At 69.6% G+C, this 16874-nt stretch carries 15 protein-coding genes and 1 tRNA gene; 2 read left to right on the forward strand and 14 right to left on the reverse strand.

Annotated elements, in window-relative coordinates; translation table 11 throughout:
* Positions 1-97: 97 nt before the first annotated feature.
* The 6 genes from ABTZ59_RS31415 to ABTZ59_RS31440 all read right to left on the reverse strand — a co-directional run bounded on the left by ABTZ59_RS31415 (position 98) and on the right by ABTZ59_RS31440 (position 6593).
* Positions 98-613: an SRPBCC family protein gene (locus tag ABTZ59_RS31415; protein WP_351420969.1), complete on the reverse strand. Its 516-nt coding sequence runs from the start codon at positions 611-613 to the stop codon at positions 98-100.
* The gene (locus ABTZ59_RS31420; protein ID WP_351420975.1) at positions 613-2955 is read right to left on the reverse strand and encodes an MMPL family transporter; all 2343 of its coding nucleotides are present in this window, start codon (positions 2953-2955) and stop codon (positions 613-615) included. The genes ABTZ59_RS31415 and ABTZ59_RS31420 overlap by 1 nt, the downstream gene beginning before the upstream one ends.
* An 80-nt stretch (positions 2956-3035) precedes the next feature.
* Entirely contained in the window at positions 3036-4055 is a 1020-nt protein-coding gene (locus ABTZ59_RS31425) for a hypothetical protein (protein ID WP_351420978.1), read from the reverse strand.
* 93 nt (positions 4056-4148) lie between these two features.
* On the reverse strand, positions 4149-5585 hold the full coding sequence (locus tag ABTZ59_RS31430) for a cytochrome P450 (protein ID WP_351420983.1): 1437 nt from the start codon (positions 5583-5585) through the stop codon (positions 4149-4151).
* A 17-nt stretch (positions 5586-5602) separates the two neighbouring features.
* A complete protein-coding gene (locus tag ABTZ59_RS31435) occupies positions 5603-6283 on the reverse strand; it encodes a class I SAM-dependent methyltransferase (protein WP_351420986.1) in 681 nt (226 codons plus the stop codon).
* 211 nt (positions 6284-6494) lie between these two features.
* Positions 6495-6593 (reverse strand) — tRNA-OTHER (locus ABTZ59_RS31440).
* Positions 6594-6780: 187 nt separating this feature from the next.
* Here ABTZ59_RS31440 and ABTZ59_RS31445 point away from each other — a divergent pair.
* On the forward strand, positions 6781-7527 hold the full coding sequence (locus ABTZ59_RS31445; protein WP_351420989.1) for a GDSL-type esterase/lipase family protein: 747 nt from the start codon (positions 6781-6783) through the stop codon (positions 7525-7527).
* On the opposite strand, the gene ABTZ59_RS31450 is transcribed toward ABTZ59_RS31445, so the two are convergent.
* The 7 genes from ABTZ59_RS31450 to ABTZ59_RS31480 all read right to left on the reverse strand — a co-directional run bounded on the left by ABTZ59_RS31450 (position 7514) and on the right by ABTZ59_RS31480 (position 14385).
* Complete coding sequence (locus tag ABTZ59_RS31450; RefSeq protein ID WP_351420995.1) at positions 7514-8770, reverse strand: beta-ketoacyl-[acyl-carrier-protein] synthase family protein; 1257 nt, start codon at positions 8768-8770, stop codon at positions 7514-7516. The genes ABTZ59_RS31445 and ABTZ59_RS31450 overlap by 14 nt on opposite strands.
* The gene (locus tag ABTZ59_RS31455) at positions 8770-9009 is read right to left on the reverse strand and encodes an acyl carrier protein (protein WP_351420999.1); all 240 of its coding nucleotides are present in this window, start codon (positions 9007-9009) and stop codon (positions 8770-8772) included. Before ABTZ59_RS31455 ends, ABTZ59_RS31450 begins: the two co-directional genes overlap by 1 nt.
* A 64-nt stretch (positions 9010-9073) precedes the next feature.
* On the reverse strand, positions 9074-9589 hold the full coding sequence (locus tag ABTZ59_RS31460) for a hypothetical protein (protein WP_351421003.1): 516 nt from the start codon (positions 9587-9589) through the stop codon (positions 9074-9076).
* Positions 9589-10104 carry a type II toxin-antitoxin system RatA family toxin gene (locus ABTZ59_RS31465; RefSeq protein WP_351421006.1) on the reverse strand — a complete coding sequence of 172 codons (516 nt, stop codon included), beginning with the start codon at positions 10102-10104 and terminating at the stop codon, positions 9589-9591. Before ABTZ59_RS31465 ends, ABTZ59_RS31460 begins: the two co-directional genes overlap by 1 nt.
* Positions 10097-11437: an aspartate aminotransferase family protein gene (locus tag ABTZ59_RS31470; protein WP_503003794.1), complete on the reverse strand. Its 1341-nt coding sequence runs from the start codon at positions 11435-11437 to the stop codon at positions 10097-10099. The genes ABTZ59_RS31465 and ABTZ59_RS31470 overlap by 8 nt, the downstream gene beginning before the upstream one ends.
* A gap of 21 nt (positions 11438-11458) precedes the next feature.
* Positions 11459-12598, reverse strand: a complete 1140-nt coding sequence (locus ABTZ59_RS31475) for an acyl-CoA dehydrogenase family protein (protein WP_351421013.1) — start codon at positions 12596-12598, stop codon at positions 11459-11461.
* Positions 12599-12675: 77 nt separating this feature from the next.
* Positions 12676-14385: an aldehyde dehydrogenase family protein gene (locus tag ABTZ59_RS31480; RefSeq protein ID WP_503003792.1), complete on the reverse strand. Its 1710-nt coding sequence runs from the start codon at positions 14383-14385 to the stop codon at positions 12676-12678.
* Positions 14386-14581: 196 nt separating this feature from the next.
* On the opposite strand from ABTZ59_RS31480, the gene ABTZ59_RS31485 reads away from it, so the two are divergent.
* Positions 14582-15589: a bifunctional lysylphosphatidylglycerol flippase/synthetase MprF gene (locus ABTZ59_RS31485; RefSeq protein WP_351421020.1), complete on the forward strand. Its 1008-nt coding sequence runs from the start codon at positions 14582-14584 to the stop codon at positions 15587-15589.
* Here ABTZ59_RS31485 and ABTZ59_RS31490 read toward each other — a convergent pair.
* A complete protein-coding gene (locus ABTZ59_RS31490; RefSeq protein WP_351421023.1) occupies positions 15573-16370 on the reverse strand; it encodes an AfsR/SARP family transcriptional regulator in 798 nt (265 codons plus the stop codon). The two genes, ABTZ59_RS31485 and ABTZ59_RS31490, sit on opposite strands and share 17 nt — an antisense overlap.
* Between the last annotated feature and the right edge of the window lie 504 nt (positions 16371-16874).

Consider the following 16874-nt stretch of genomic DNA (forward strand, 5'->3'; position numbering starts at 1 on the left):
GTCGCCCAAGTACGTCCAGTACATGGGCGATCCTCCGCCTTGCGATGCACGGCACCAGACGCCGCGGGCTTATCCGCGAAGATCGACCGGACAGGCCCTAGTGGCCCGACTCCAGGGCGTCCCGCAGCGCGACGAGCGTGGTGCGCATCGTCGCCCTGTTGCGGGCTCTGCGGCGTACGACACCGGTCACCAGCGGGGTGACGGCCGTGAGCAGCATGCCGAACGGGCCGGAGCGGCGGTCCCGCCACTCCTCCCGCACCTCGCATCCCTCGGGCAACGGCGTGAAGCGGTACGACCAGCCCGCCACCGCGATACCGAGGAAACTCACATGGAAGGCGAAGGCGCGGCCGGGTTCGGCCTCGACCACCCGGCACAGGGTGGGCCACGGCAGCCAGCGGGCACGGTTGCGCCCGATGAAGCGCATGCCCGGCCTGGCCGGGCCGCCCCGTCCGATGATCCACGCGCCACGGCACTCCGGGCTCCACTCACCCATCCGCGCCACATCGCTGACCGCCGCGTAGGCGGTCTCCGGCGGCACGCGGATGACGATGCTCTCGGATATCCGTGAGAGGGAGTCGGACTCCGGTGGTATCGAGGCGGTCTGGTCGGTCACTACGGGGTCGTTCCTTTCATGCTGACCGTACTTTCGGCCGGTACGGATACGGGTGTGTCGTCGGTGGTGCCCTGACCGGCGAAGGCGGGTCCCGGGGCGCGCTCACGGCCGGGCAGCCACCAGTTCCAGCGGCTCATCAGACGCATGGACGCCGGGACGATCAGGAGCCGGATGACGGTCGCGTCGAGCGCGATCGCCAGGGCCATGCCCAGGCCCAGCTGCTGCATGGGCAGGATGCCGGTGAACGCGAACGCCGCGAAGACCGCGACCATGAGGACCGCCGCGCCGGAGATCAGCGGCATCGTGGCGGACATGCCTCGCGCCACGCTGCCGATGTCGTCCCCGGTGGCGAGGTAGTCCTCGCGGACCCGGCTGAGCAGGAAGACCTCGTAGTCCGTGCTGAGGCTGAACAGCAGGGTGACCAGCAGTACGGGGACGAAGTTGGTGAGGTGGCCGTCCACGTCGAAGCCGAACAGCCCGCTTCCCAGCCCGTCCTGGAAGACCAGGACCAGCACCCCGTAGGTGGCGCCCACGGAGAGCAGGTTCATGGCGATCGCCTTGAGCGGCAGGAACAGGGAGCGGAAGGTCAGAAGCAGCAGCAGATAGATGACGGCGAGCATGGTCGCGATGACCGGCACCAGCCTGTCCTCGATCACCTTGTTCGCGTCGACGCCCTCGGCGGTCTCCCCGCCGACGTTCACCCGCCAGCCTCCGCCGCCGGCCGTGAGTGCGGCGGCCTCGGCGCGTACGGACGTGAGCAGGTCCCGCACCGAGTCGGAGGAGGCGGTGTCGTCGCCCACCACCTCGATGAGCGCGGTCCTGCCGTCCCGGGACACGAAGTGCCCGACCGTGCCACGGGCGTCGGCGGGCAGCCGGTCCAGCGAGGTCAGGACCGCGAACGGCCGGTCCCGGCCGGCCTGGCGGAGCGTGTCGATCGCCGAGTCGGTCCGTACCACCCCGGGCAGTCCGGCGACGCTGTCGTGGAACCGCAGCAGCCGCGCCACGTCCGCGTCGGAGCGCCGCTGGAGGGGGTCGCCCGACTCGACGACCACCTGGATCGGGGCGGCGCTGCCGACCCCGAACTCGTCCCTGGCCGTGTCGTACCCCTGGCGCACCGCGGCGTCCGCCGGTACGACCCGGGCATCCGGGGTGAAGGTGTCCAGGCGCACGGCGGGGACGGCGAGCGCGGTCAGTGCCGCGACACCGACGACCAGGAACAGCACCGGGCGGCGCATGACCGCGCGGGTCACGGCGACCCAGCCGCCACCGGACCGGGCGGTGCCCGCCCCGCGGCGGCCGATCCGGCCCCACTCGATCCGCGATCCCAGCAGATGCAGCAGTACGGGCAGCAGCAGCACACTGGTGAGCACGGAGAAGGCGACCACCACCACGACGCCGAGAGCCATCGACTGGATGACGCTCAGATCCACCAGGAAGAGGGTGGACATGGCGGCCACGATGGTGATGCCCGAGGCCACGACGGTCTCGCCCGAGGTACGCAGCGTCCGCGCGAGCGCGCGCTCGCGGTCCTGCCGGGAGAGCGGCCCGCCACCGGGAGGCAGCTCACTCTTGAAACGCATGATCATGAACAGCGAATAGTCCACGCCCACGCCGAGACCGAGCATCGTGGCGGCGTTCTGCACGAACACCGAAAGCTCGGTCTGCCGGGCGACGAGCGCGAGCACCGCGAGGGCGAAGACCACCGAGGTGACGCCGACCAGCAGGGCGGCGAGCGCGGCGGCCACGCTGCGGAAGAGCAGCAGCAGGACCAGGAGGATCAGTGGCAGGGTGACCAACTCGGCGAGGATCAGCCCGCGTTCGCTCAGATGGTTCACCTCGCCCCACAGCGCGGCCTGGCTCACCAGGGACACCCGCAGTCCCCGCGGCTCGTACTCCTGGCTGAGCCTGTCCTGGATGTCGGGCAGCAGGCGGCGGGCGGTGCCGTCGTCCAGCTCGGAGCCGACCCGGACCAGCGCGGTGCGGTCGTCGTCGCCGAGGAAGGCGGCGCGCGCCCGGTCCCCGGTGAGCGTGGTGTATCCGTAGCCGCCCGTGGCCTTGAGGCCGTCGTCCCGGAGGACGGCCTCGGCGGCGTCCCGTACCCGCGTCTCGAACGCCGGATCGCCGGCCCGGTACCGGGTGTCCTTGATCACCAGGGTCAGGGAGGAGGCGCCGCGCCCGTCGAACCCGTCGGTGAGCCGCTCGGCGGCGACGGCGGAGCCCGAGCCCGGCACGTACCACCCGCCGCCACTGAGCAGACCGGGCAGCGGGGCGGCCAGCCAGCCGGCGACCACGAGCAGCAGCAGCCACAGGACGGCGAGCGGCCCCCGGTGACGACTGGTCACGCGGGACAGCCGCGTCGGCAACCGCGACCCGCCAGGAGACTCCTCCACAGGTCCCTCGCGGGCCGGGTCGTGACGGTCTCTCATGCGCGGATCGCGATTCCGTGTTCACGGTCGTCCGTCAGAATCTCCAGCAGCGCGCGGTTGCTCGTGGTGAGACGCCGGCGCTTGCCGGTCGCCTTGTTGACCATCTCCAGCTCACACCTGCCGATCTTGGTGTTCAGGCAGTGCTTGATGCCACCGGGAGGGTTGTAGTAGTTGAGTCCGACGAAATCCTCGGGCGCCGCGGTGAAGCGGCCCCGGATGGCGACGGTCTCGTCGGAACTGGTGAAGTCCCAGTAGAAGTAGCCGAAGTCGGCCTTGGCCTTGAGCGCCTGCCGGGGCGCGGACAAGGAGTACTCCCGCTCCTCGTGGCGGAGCACCAGGAAAGTGATCTTGGGAGTCTTCACCGGGCCCACCAGCTTCGTACGGCCGGTGACGATCTCCAGGAAGCTGTCCGGGTGCTCGTCGAACCCGGCCACCTGACCGAAGGCGTAGTGATCGGTGTGCCGACTGCCCCAGTTGTGGTTCTGGCTGCCGGTCCAGCCGTCGACATCGATCGTCTCGCCATCGACCGTCAGCTTGCCGCTGTAGGTCGACAGCGGGACCCCGACCAGGCTCTTCGCCTTGGGGAAACTTCCGGTGTACATGCCCGGCGGCAGCAGGAGCAGCGGCGGTTCCGAGCCCTCGTACGTCAGGTCCCAGCCGATATGACCGTTGGTACCGGCCGCCTCGCCCTTCAGGGCGCCCGCCTCCAGGACCCGGTCATGCACCCGGGCGCTGAACGAGTCGGGGCTGAAGTGGCACTCGGAGATCGGGTACTCCTCCTTGGCCACCACATGACGGCCGGTCGTCCCGTCGAAGTAAATGGCCCACAGTTCACCGATGGCGGCCTCGGGCATGCCGGCGGGACTGAAGATCGTGTACCGGATCCAGAAGGCCCGGGGTTCCGTCGGGTGGTTGCCCCGCTGGTAGAAGCTCTCGTAATGGCCGGCCTCCTGGCCCGGACGGTACTGCGTCCAGTTCAGGCGCTCCGCGTCCGCTGTGCTGGGGTCCAAGTTCATCGGGTCCGTCTTCCCATCCGATACCGGTACTTGCTGTGCGCTGTGCTGTGCCGCGCCGTGCCCGTGGTGGCGCCCGGCGCCGGTGCGCCACCCTTACGGAGCGCCGGACGCTCCCGTACGCGCGTGCGCGGTCATCGACATCCCGTAGCGCGGCCGCAGGGTGATCGAGGCCTGGTTGACCACCCGGTGTGAGGGCACGTGCCGGAACTCGTACCGCCGTACCAGGGCGGCGAGCAGCAGATGTGCCTCCATCAGGGCGAAGTGCTTGCCTATGCAGAGATGGGGACCCGCGCCGAAGGGCATGTGCGCGAAGCGGTGCCGGCCCTTCTTGCCCTCGGGGGAGAAGCGATCCGGATCGAAGCGCTCCGGATCGGTCCAGTGCCGCTCATGGCGGTGGATGTTGTAGAGATTGACCAGCAGCCGTGAGCCGGCCGGCACGCTGTGGCCACCCAGCACGGTGTCCTTGAGCACCAGCCTGGGGACGATCGGCGCGGACGGGTACAGCCGCAGCGCCTCCTCGAAGACCTGGAGCGCGTACGGCATGGCCGCCAGGTCGTCCATGGTGGGCATACGGTCGCCGAGGACCTCGTCCACCTCGTCCTGCACCCGGCGCATCGCCGCGCGATTGCCGGAGAGCAGATAGAAGGCCCAGGTGAGAGTGATCGCGGTGGTCTCGTGCCCGGCGCCGAAGGTGGTGATGACCTCGTCGCGCACCTCGCGGTCGCTCATGCCCTCGCCGGTGTCGGCGTCCCGTACGTCCAGCATCATGTCGAGCAGATCGGGCGGCCCGTCGCCCCGGGAGACACCGTCGGCGGCCGCCTTGCGGCGCTCCGCGATGATCCCGTACGTCATCTCGTCGATCCCCTTCATCACCTCCTGGAAGCGGCGGTTGCGCGGTGTGGGCCACTCGGTGGGCGGGCTGAAGGGGTTCTGCAGACGGTCGAAGGCGTAGTTGATGGCGACGTCGACGGCCTCCGGGCTGATGCCGTCCCTGGTCTGCTCGACATCGGTGCTGAACATGCACCGGCTGACGATGTCGAGCGTGACCCGCATCATCTCCTCGTGCACATCGACCACATCGCCGCTGCGATACGTCGCGGCCATGTGGGTGACCTGATTCGCGGTCGACTCGGACATCGAGTCAAACATGCGCGCGATCGCCTGTTTGGTGTAAATGGGCTGCATCATGCGCCTGTTGCGCATCCAGCTCTCGTGATCGTCGCTGGTGAGCAGCCCCTCCCCGAGGATCAGCCGGAGCGGGTTGTCCGGGCCGAGCTTGCCGTAGGTGGCGCTGTCGGTAAGGACCTCACCGGCCAGCTCGGGGCTGGAGACGCCGTGGACGACGACCGGACCGAGTCGGTAGCGGACCAGATCGCCGTGGTCGCGCCAGCCCTGGTGCATGGCGTCCAGGATGTCCTTGCGGAAGTCCAGCACACTGCCCAGCACGGGCAGCCCGCGCGCCTCGGGCGCCGAGGGGGCCGACGCCCCGGACAGGGACGGTGCGCCGGCGGCGGAGCGTGTTGCCGTCATTCGAGGGTCCCTCCCCTTCACTTCCGCGCCAGGGCGCAGACCCAGCCGAACGAGCGGGTCGGCTCCGCGACATACCGGGCCTCCCGGAAACCGGCCTTGCCCAGCATCTCCGTCAGATCGGCCCCCGAGAGGATGCGCAGGCCCTCGCGCTCCGACCGTTCGGTGAACCGCCGCCCGAGGTAACGCTGTTTCGCCGTGGGTTTCTCGGCGGCCTCCCGGCTCATCTCCAGGGTGATCGACACCTGCCCGCCGGGCTTGAGCACCCGGTACGCCTCGCTGAGCCCCTGCATCGGGTCGGGCCAGAAGTAGAACGTCTCGATGGCGCTGACCTGGTCGAAGGACGCGTCGCCGTACGGCAGCGCGCCCGCGTCGCCCTGCTTGAGCTCCACCCGTCCCGCGGCGACGCCGTCGACATTGCGGAGCACCGACTGACGGACCATCTCCGCGGAGTAGTCCACTCCGGCGACGAACCCCTGACTCGCCTGCTCCGACAGCAGCTTGACGGCCATTCCGCCGCCACAGCCGATGTCCAGCACACGCTGGGAGCGCCGTACCTCCATGTGCTCGATCGCCCACACGGTGAGCGTACGGTGTTGCTTCGCCATCACATGGCCGATCAGCCGACCGGCGCGCCCGTTCGGCTGCCGGAAGTTGTCCTCCACCAACTCCAGCGGCCTCTTCAGCAGTTTGTCGATCATCCGGACTTCCCTTCGCGGATCGCAACGTCTCGGGTGGTGCCACGGAATGGGCCGCCGGCCCCGGAGGGCGGGCCCGGCGACTTCCGGGAATGGGTACGCGGGCCATGGCGCGTACCTGGAGCGGTACACCGGTGTCCCGTCTGCCCGACGGCCCTGGGCGCGGTCCCCTCACCCACGGGGGCGGCGCCGCGGCACGGCATCGGACGGTCGGCGGAGAGGGCAGGATTCGAACCTGCGAGGGCCGATGCCTGTCCGGCGACCCGATCCGGGTTGCCCCGGAACCCCGTTGGACCACTTCGGGTACCTCTCCCGGCCTCGCGCGCGAGGTGGCCGCCGCTCCGGCCGCTCCCGCTGCTCGACCGATGCTGCCGCAGCATCCTGAGATCGCGCTGAGATCTTCCTGAGACCGCTCGTCGCGCCCCGGACGTGGGCACATCGCGGGAGTGGACCGGAATCGAAGCGGGCAGCAAGGAAGGGTTCGGAAGGAGGGGAACACCATGAGCGACACGACCGGCCGGCGAATGTCCCTTGTCCGGGAGGGGGCGGACCCCCGGTGCCTGCGGCCCGGCGAGGCCGGAAGGCTCCTCGCCGGGGCCCCCTGGCGCCGCCTGGTGGTGCTGGGCGACATCGCGCTGGAGCGGGCCGCGGAACAGGTCGAGGGGTACGGACCGAGGCCCTGGTACGACAGGGTCGCGACGGCCCTGGGCGACGCCGCCGAGGGCTTCGCGTACCTCAACCTCCTCGGCCGGCGGGAACTGCGCGCCGCGCAGGTGCGCTCCGGGCAGCTCCCGGCCGCGCTCGCCTTCCGGGGCGACCTCGCGTTGGTCTGCTGCGGCACCGCGTACCCAACGGACGAGACGCTCGCCGTGAACGGACTGACCGCCGAACTGGTGAGGATCGTCACACCGTTGCGCGACGCCGGGTACGACGTGGCGCTGCTCGGCTCCTACCAGGTGGCCGGCTGGCCCGGGCTGCCGGCCGGCCGCCGGGAACAGGTGGCCGAACAGCAGAAAAGGGTGTCCGAACAGGCCAGAGCAGTCGCCCTGCGCCATGGCACGCTCTACATCGACCTCGCCTCCCACTACTCCGACACCGAGGTGGCTGCCGTGTGGAGCCGCGACCGGGCGCGGCCGAACAGCCTCGGCCACGCGGTCGCGGCCGCCGCCGTGGTGCGCGCACTCGGCGCCCGGACGGCCGCCGCGCCCACGGCCGGTGCCGACCACGGACCGGTCAGGCCCTGGTGAACAGCAGTACGGCATTCTGACCGCCGAATCCGAAGGAGTTGCTGACGGCCACCTCGGCGCGCACATCGCGCCCTGCCTTGAACACCATGTCCAGTTCCAGTTCCGGGTCCAGACTCTCCAGATTGGCGGTCGGCGGGATGTGTCCCTCCTGGAGGGTCAGCGCCGTCACCACCGCCTCGATGGCCCCGGCGGCGGCCAGGGAGTGGCCCACCACACCCTTGACGGAGGTGACGGCGGGCCGCTCCCCGAGGACCCGGCGGATCATGCGGGCCTCGGTGGCGTCGTTGAGTACCGTCGCCGTGCCGTGCGCGTTGACATGGTCCACCTCGCCGGGGCCGACCCCGGCGTCGCGCAGCGCGGCGCGCACGGCGAGTTCGGCGCCCCCGCCGTCCGGATCAGGAGCGGTCGCGTGGTACGCGTCGGCGGCGGCGCCGTACCCGCTGACCATGGCCCGGACGGTGGCTCCGCGCGCCCTGGCGTCCTCGGCGCGCTCCAGGACGAGTACGGCCGCGCCCTCGGCCGGCACGAAGCCGTCCCGGTCGGCGTCGAAGGGACGGGAGGTGGCGGACAGTTCGTCGCGCCGGCCGGCCAGGGCCCGCATCTGGCCGAAACCCGTGATCAGCGAGGGGACCAGGGGCGCCTCGGTGCCCCCGGTGATCACCACGTCACAGGCCCCTGAGCGCAGCAGTTCGCGCGCCATGCCCACGGCCGTGGTCCCGGAGGCGCAGGCCGTCGCCGTGACCAGACTGGGTCCCCGGGCGCCGAGCATCATGGACACGTATCCCGCGCACATATTGGGCGACAGCATGGGGACGAGCAGTGGGGAGACCTTGCGCGGCCCGCGTTCCAGCAGCACCTTGTGCTGTTTCTCCCAGGTGGCGGCGCCGCCGATGCCGTTGCCGAGGATGACACCGACCCTGGTGGCGTCCCAGGAGTCCATGTCGAGGCCGGAGTCGGTGACCGCCTCGTGGGCGGCGACCAGCGCGAGCTGGCTGCTGCGGTCCAGCCGCCACGCCTGTTTGCGTTCGATGAGCCCGCCGGGGTCGAAATCGGTGACGGCGCACGCGAAGTCGGCGGGGATGCCGGCCAGCGCCGGTACGTCGGTCGCCGCCGTACCGGCCCCGGCGCGGATCCGCTCCCAGCTCCGCTCCACGCCGACCCCGGCGGCGGTGACCATGCCGACTCCGGTGATCGCGGCGTCGAACGGTGCCGCTGCCGGGGCCGTCGTCCGTGGACGGCCCATCAGACGGTGGCCAGTTTGCCCGAGATGAGCTCGGCGGCCTGGCCGACGGTCGACTCGGGGCCCAGCTCGCTGTCTTCGAGCGGTACGTCGAACTCCTCCTGGGCGGCGACGGACAGCTCCACGAGCGCGAGGGAGTCGAGTTCGAGTGCGCTGAGCGTGCTGGTCGGTTCGATGCTCTCGGGGTCCAGGCCGAAGGTGCTGGTCAGCAGTTCCAGCAGGCGCTGGTAGACGTCTTCCATGAGGGGTTCCCTTCCGGAGCGTGAGCGTTCGTGGGTGTGCGGGTGTCCGGCGCCGGCGGGCGCGTCAGCCGCCCTGCGGCTGCCGGGAGGCGGTGGCCACACCGGCGACACCGTCGGCGGGTCCGGGGCGCGCGGCCGACGCGGCGTCGAACTGGTCGGTGAAGCGGGAGTAGGCGGGATGGGCCACCGGTTCGAAGTCCAGCGCGAAGGGCTTGAGGAAATTGCCGAACAGCGCGCGGTCGCCGAACAGATGGATGGGGATGACCAGCAGCGCCCATTCGGGGCCCCACAGCCAGATCCACACGAGCACCACCAGCGTCTGGGTGACCAGGCTGTGCATGACGTTGTAGAGCACGTAGTACGCCCGGTGAATCCGCTTGGACGGGCTGCGGTGGTAGGCGATCGCCCCCGGTATGTAGCCGATGAGGTCGATATACGCGAACAGCCCGATCGCGGGGAGCCATCTGACCTCGTCGAGATGGGTGAAGAAGAAGGCCGCGGCGATCACCAGGCCGAGCCCGTACTCCAGCCGGATCAGCCGGTAGGTGGTCCGCGTCTCGAAGAGGTTCTTGCCGTCCATCAGTGGGATCCCGACGCGGCGACGACGGGCGCGGCCGTCACCTCGGCGACGGCGCGGGCGACCGCCTCGTCGCCGACCACCGAGGCGTTGCCCGCGAAGAGGCTGATGACGACACGGGCGATGGTCTCCTTGAAGACCCGCTCCGCGACCGGGTCGAGAATCCCCGCGAGGCTGGGGATACCGAAGTCGAACTCGGCGCTGAAGTCGACCACGCAGTCCTCGCCGTCCGCGACGAGCCGCCACACACCGGCGAACTCCGCGAAGTCACCGTCGATCTGCTCGAAGGTGATGGTCAGGGCGTCCCGGTCGAACCGGTCCGCCTCGGTCCAGCACAGGACGCCGTTACGGAAGTAGACCTCCCAGTCGCTGACCTCCTCCGTACCCGACTCCCGACGGGATGTCACCGAACGGATGACCTCGGTGAATTCGGAGTACCGGCTGAACGCGCCGACCTGGTCGAAAGCCGCCTCCGCGGCCACGCCGTGGACGCGGACCCTCACTTGCACGCTACGCATGGATCGTGTCACCTTCCGCTGTGGGTGCGTACCGGGCGCCCTGCGCGCGGCACGCGCGGTCGACCGCCTCGTAGAAGAAGTCCAGGTCGCTTCTGGTCAGGACCGCCGGCGGGGTGAAGCGCAGGACCAGATGGGAGTTGAGGGAGTGGTTGGCGATGACGCCGTTCATGATCAGCTCGATCAGCAGATCGCCGGCGGGACCGGGACCGGCGAACTCGATCCCCAGCAGCAGCCCCTGGCCCCGCACCTCACGCACGGCGTCGCCGTAGTGCGACCGGACGATACGTGCCAGCTCCGGGAGGATCTCGGCGCCGAGATCGCGGGAGCGGGTCACGAGATCGTCCTCGTGCATCGCCGCGAGCGCCCCGCGTACGGCGGCCATCGCCAGCGGCGCCCCGGAGAACGTGGAGGTGTGCAGATACGGGTCCCGGTCGAAGGCCCTGAACGCCTCGCGGGTGGCGACGACGGCCGACACCGGTACGACGCCCCCGCTGAGCCCCTTGCCGACGAGCAGCACATCGGGGGCGATGTCCTCCCGGTCGGCGCCCCACCAGGAGCCCAGCCGGCCCAGACCGGTCTGGATCTCGTCCAGCACGAGGAAGGCCCCGTACCGGTCGCACAGTTCCCGCACCGCGCGCAGATAGCCCGCGGGCGGAAGCACCACACCGGCCTCGCCCTGCACGGGCTCGACGAACACACACGCCTCGCCGGGCACCGTCGCCAGCAGGGATTCGAGAGCGGCGGCGTCGCCGTACGGCACATGGCTGGTCTCCGGCAGCAGCGGCCGGAACGGGTCCTGGAAGACGCTCTTGCCGGTGAGGCTGAGCGCGCCCATGGTCTTGCCGTGATAGCCGTTCTCCATGGCGATCAGCCGGTGATGGCCCCGGGTACGGGCCAGCTTGATGGCCGTTTCGGCCGCCTCCGCCCCCGAACCGGCGAAGTGCACCCGCTCAAGTCCTCGCGGCGCCACCGACACCAGGGCGTCGGCGGCCAGCGCGACCTGCGGTTCGAGGAAGAGCCGGGTGGCGACGGGGTGGGTGGCCAGCTGCTCGGCGACATGCCGGATGACGGTGGGATGCCGGGCGCCCATCAGGAAGACGCCGTATCCACCGCAGTTCAGGAAGCGTTCGCCGGTCGAGGTGGTGACCCAGGCACCTTCCGAGGCCACCTCGATGTGCCCGCCGAACAGTTCGCCGAGGGTCGCCCGGCCCTTGCTGAGCCGGGCCCGGTACAGCCCCCCCAGCTCCTCACGCCCGAGGGCGGGCGCGGTGGCGGGGGTGTCCGGCGGCGCGGCCGGAGGCACGCTCGGTGGCAGCGTGGACGCCGATGTCATGGATGTCATGGATCTCCCTCATCAGGTCAGGCGCAGCGGATGGCCCGCGACGTGGTCGAGGTACGGACCGGTGAAGCTCGACCGCGACGGCGGATGGAACGACAGACCGTGCGCGGCGCCGGCCAGGTAGGCCACGTCGGAGGAGGACATGAAGGCCGTGCCGCCGAGCAGTTCGACGGCCTGGTTCAGCGCGTCCCCCAGCGCGTCCTGGGCGGCGTAGCGGGCGACGAGCGTGCGGGCCAGCGCCGCGTTGCCGGTCTCGCCGTCCCTGATCATCCGGGCAGTGCCGTCAAGCAGCAGGGCGGCCGTCTCCAGTCGCGTGAGCACCCGGGCGCGGTCGGAGTCGCTGCCCCGGCCCCCGTCGACGACCCGCTCGACCAGCGCGCTGACGATGCCGAGATAACAGGCGGAGATGAGCAGTTCGAACCAGATCAGGCCCACGGTCTGGAGATCGTCCAGATTCCCGGCGTCGCCCCGCGGATCGGTGCGCATCAGCAACTGCTCGTCGACCAGGACGTCCGTGAGCCGCACCTCGTCGCTCTCCGCGCCCGCGAGCGTCCGGCTTCCCCAGAAGGGATGGACGCTGAGCCCCTCGGTCTCCCGGGGAATCAGCAGCACGGCCATCCTCGGCTCACCGCTGTCGGCCGGCAGCGCCACGCTGGCGGTGAGCAGGTCCATGGAGTGCGACAGACTGCACGGCTTCTTGGAGCCGTTGATCACATAGCCGCCGTCCGCCTTCGACGCCGACATCATCGGCGAGAGGATGCCCCGGCCGGGCCGGCCCTCCGCGAAGCCCGAGGCGACCAGCAGCCGCTGTTCCGCGATCCCTTCGAGCAGCGCCCATTCCATGCCGCTGCTCTGGATGGAGTCGGCCAGGGTGAACAGGGTCGCGACCGAGAAGTGGTGCATCGTGGTGGCGATCGCCAGGGACGGCGCCCGGGAGGCCAGGGCCTGGACCACGGCGAGTGCCTGGAGCGGATCGGCGCCCGCCCCGCCATAGGTCTTGGGGATGACCAGACCCGGGCCGCCGGCCGCGCGGAACTGGTCGAGCGCGGGGTTCTTCGGTGCTTCCAGTTCCTCCAGCGGGGTGCCGGAGAGCTGATCGAGCAGGCCGGGCAGGAATGCTTCGCACGTCTCGCGTGCGGCTTCCAACGAGCGCATGGATCCCCCTCTGTTCTGTCGTTCGTTCTGGCGTTCTTGGCGTTCTGGTGTGGTGGCGCGACGGTTTCGCGGTGCGGTCAGCCGTTGGCGGCGGCCTGGAGGGCCTGCCAGGCGCCGAACACCGCTTCGGAGGGACGCGCGCCGGAGGCGACGCTCACGCCCTGGATATGGGAGGTGCGCAGAATCGGGTAGTTGGCCTCGCCGAACACGCCCCCGGTGAGGCCGGTCCCGCCGTGGGTCGGCAGATAGGGCAGGAACCCGATGTGGGAGTCGTTCACCTTGAGCAGCCCGCCCTGGGTGATCCGGGTCACGATCCGGTCGACCACCTCGGGGTCCCGGGCCCACGCCGAGTTCCGCAGCCCGTAGGCGTTGCTGTTGACGAAGTCGATGAACCGGTCCAGCAGAACATCGTCGGGGGCGGGCTCGGCCACGATCACCGGCAGCAGCGGGAAGAACGTCTCCTCGCGGACCGCCTGGACCTCCCTGGCCTGCTCAAGCCCTTGTACCAGCACCACCGTGGGTTCGAGGAAGATCCCGGCTGTGTCGCGGGTTCCGTCCTCCTGGATCGCATGTCCGCCGCAGACCAGCTCCGCGCCCCGGTCGAGTGCGTCGCGCAGGCACGAGAAGAACTTCTCGTTGCGCAGCACCGGAGTGAGCAGGACGCCCTCCTGCGACGAGCGGCCGGGCCTGATCCGCGCGGCCTTCTCGGCCAGCAGGGCGACCAGTTCGTCGCGGGCGTCCGGGTGGACCACCACCTGGTTGGGGATCATGCACAGCTGGCCCGAGCCGTAGAAGCTCTCCGTGATGGCCTCGGCCGCCAGGTCCAGGTCGGCGTCCTTCCACACCAGCACCACGTCGTTGCCGGCCAGTTCGAGGATCGGCTTCTTGCCCGCCGCGATACAGCGCTCCTGGAAGCGCATCCCGTTCTCGCTGCTGCCGAAGTACATGATGTCGTCGACGAGCGGGCTCTCCAGCCAGGCGTCCAGCATGGGAGCCGGGTCCCCGCACACCACGCCGAGGGTGCCCGGGGGAGCACCCAGCTCCGCCAGTACCGGCGCCACGACTTCCTGCAGTACGTACATGACGCCCAGCGGGGCGCTGCGCGGCGCCCGTACGACGAGGGAGTTGCCTGCCATGATCGCGGTCACACCGAGCAGCGCGCTGGAGAGCGGGGCGTTCTGCGGGGGATTGAGGCAGACCACCCCGTCGGGGCGGCGGCGCACCGAGATCGTCCGCTCGCCGTGCCGGTACTCCTGGAGCATCTGGCTCCGGTAGAAGCCCAGCGACTCGGGCCCGAAGACCTCAAGCGCCCCGGACACCTGCCAACGGGCGAGCGCCAGCGGGTGTCCCTCCTGGACGAGAACCTCGGTGATCCGCTCGGCCTGCTCGGCGAGCCTGCGGTACAGCAGGGTGCCGAACTGTTCGATCCGGGTCTCCGGGGGGAACGCCGCCCAGGGCACGGCGGCCGCGGCCGCCGCCTCGATCGCCAGATCCGTGGTCTGGCGGTCCGCTCTCGCCACCCGGCCGACGATGGTGGCCGGCAGATTCTCGGCGGAAATGCGGCCGCTCTCCAGCTTTCGCTTCATGGTGAGCGTCGAAAAGGCGTCGTCGAGCAGGGCGTCCGAGTCGACCACGTATACCCAGGCCCCGCTCGGAACGGCCTTTCCGTCAATGAGGGAAAGGTAGGTGGGGATTTCCGGACGAGGTGCTCCGGAATCTTCTTTTCCTGACGCCGAAGGCGTCGCGATATCGCTGCTCACGCAGCCCCTCCGCTCTCCACTTCCCATCGGTCGATGGGAATGTTCGCAGTTCCAAGTGGCGGCTATCACCCTCACAGAGCGCCCTGAAAATCCACGGAGACGGCACTGAGACGGCACTGAGACGCCGCTGAGACGGCCGTTTCAGGGAAATGGAAGAGAGTGTGAGGAGCATGTCCCCGGGCACCCGGCCCGGAAACTCGACGCCTCAGGCAACGGGAGTGAGATGACCACGCGCAGCGGAGAGGTATCCGACGAAGAAGTACTCGACGTCCTGGAAAGGCTCCGTAAGGACGGCGACAACCCCAGCGCCTTCCTCGCGCTGAACTCCGGTAACGCGTACTTCACCGATCCGGCGACGGACGGAGTCGTCGCCTATCGCGAGGCGGGCGCGTATCTGATCCAGTTCGGCGGCGTCTACGCCCCACCGGAACAACGGGAGGCGTTGCTGCGGGCCTTCCTCGCGCACGCGCGCCGGCGGCGCCGCAAGGTCGTCGCCGTACAGGTCCTCACATCGGACGTCGAGCTCTACGAACGATGTGGTTTCACGGTCAATCAGGTGGGCTCGTCGTACTCGGTGCGGCTGCCCGACTTCGCCCTGCGCGGAACGCGCTTCATGAAACTCCGCAACAAAATCTCCCGGGCGCGGCGCAGCGGGCTGGAGGTGACGGAGGTCTCCCACGAGGAGTGCGCGGCGGAAATCGCCGGTATCGACGGCGCCTGGCTGCGGAGCAAGGGCCGTCATGTCAAGGAGATCGAGTTCCTGGTCGGCGAGTTGGGCGGGCCCGTGCAGCACGCGCGCCGGTTGATGCTGGGCCGGCTCGACGGGGTGCCCATCGCGTATATCTCGTACTCGCCCGCGTACGGCTCGCGCCCCGGGTGGTTGCACGATCTGAGCCGTCGGCTCCCGGACGCGCCTCCCGGTGTGATGGAGGCGATCAACCTCACCGCGCTGGAGACGTTCCGTCAGGAGGGCGCGGAATGGCTGCACTTCGGCTTCACGCCGTTCACCGGACTGTCCGAGGAGCACGATCCGGCCGGGGCGAGCGGGGCCACACGCAGGATCATGCGGCTGCTGGCCGACCACGGTGACAAGGTCTATCCCGCGGCCAGCCAGCTCGCCTACAAGGAGAAGTGGGGCCCCCAACTGGTGCTTCCCGAGTATCTGGCGTTCCACGGGCGGGCCAGGCTGGGAGCCATCTGGCAGATCCTGCGGGTCACGAAATCGGTATGACCTCTTCCCCGGCCCCCGATATGGACAGATGGGAAGATTGCCGGAGGATGTCCTGGAACCTGTCTCTCAGTCCGTGTCCGGGCTGGAGTCCCAGATGCTGCGACAGGTACTCGCGGGTGCGGTGGTAGGTGTTGAGGGCGTCGGCCTGCCGTCCCGACAGGTACAGCGCGGTGATGAGCTGCTCACAGAAGCGCTCGTGGAGCGGGTACTTGGCGTGCAGTTGTTCCAGCCCGGGGATGACGGCCCGGGGGTGGTCCAGTCGGAGCCGGATGTCGAAAAGCCTTTCGTAGGCTCCCAGTCTGACCTCTTCCAGCTGGGTGTAGGCCACTTGACAGATCATTCCGTGCCCGGCGTCGATCAGCGCCGGGCCGCGCCATAAGGAAACCGCCTCGTTCAGCAGATCGACGGCCTCTTGGGGATTGTGGGTGCATGCCGCGTCGGCCCGGGAAACCAGATGGAGGAGCCGGGAAGCGTCGACGTTCTCCTCGGTCAGTTCGAGGACGTATCCGGTCGGCGACGTCTGTATGACATTGCGCAGGGCTGCCTTCCCACCGTGTGCGACCAGTACCCGGCGCAGCCGGGCGATATGGCCGTGCAGTGAATTCTCGGCGCTGTTCGGTGGCTCTTCGCCCCAGAGCTCGTCGATGAGTTCACCGCGTGAGACGGAGCGGCCCACTGATAACGAGAGGGCTGCCAGTATTGAGCGTAACTTCTCTCCCGGTATCCGGACCTGAACCCCGTCATCGATTACTTCCAGCGGTCCCAGAAGATTGATCTGCAATTGTCGCCCGTTGCCTTTCTCATGCGACCGGGGGAGCGGGCGCGTGGAACGCGTCCCCCCGGGGCCGATCCTACGTACCTAGCGATAGTGACGCCTTACTCGTAGGTAAGAGGGTGCGGCACGACACGTCAGATGCGTTAGCCCTGAAACTTGGCTCGTTCTCGTCGTTCCATGCCAGGTATCACGCCAGCGCGCGACGAGTGTGCGCCACGGTGCGTAAAGATTTCTCTGACGACGATGGAAAGATACCGAAAGGTCGGCCGGGTGCCGTCGATGGTCGAGCCTGGCGTTCCGTTTGGGTGAGACATCCCCGAACTGGCCCTGCTCCAGCGGGCTTCGTACCGAGGGCGGCCCTGAGCCGCCCGAAACGGCCGGTGTTCGGTGAGGCGATTGTGTTCGGATCGCCCCCCTGCGCATGCCGAGTCGAGTGGTTCAATACGCCGTCGTTTTCCGGTCGGCCCGCGGGCAAGGGGGCGCGCCGCCCGCCCGGTGCCGATATTCCGG

It is taken from the genome of Streptomyces sp. NPDC094034 (genome assembly GCF_040303865.1).
Lineage (GTDB): Bacteria > Actinomycetota > Actinomycetes > Streptomycetales > Streptomycetaceae > Streptomyces.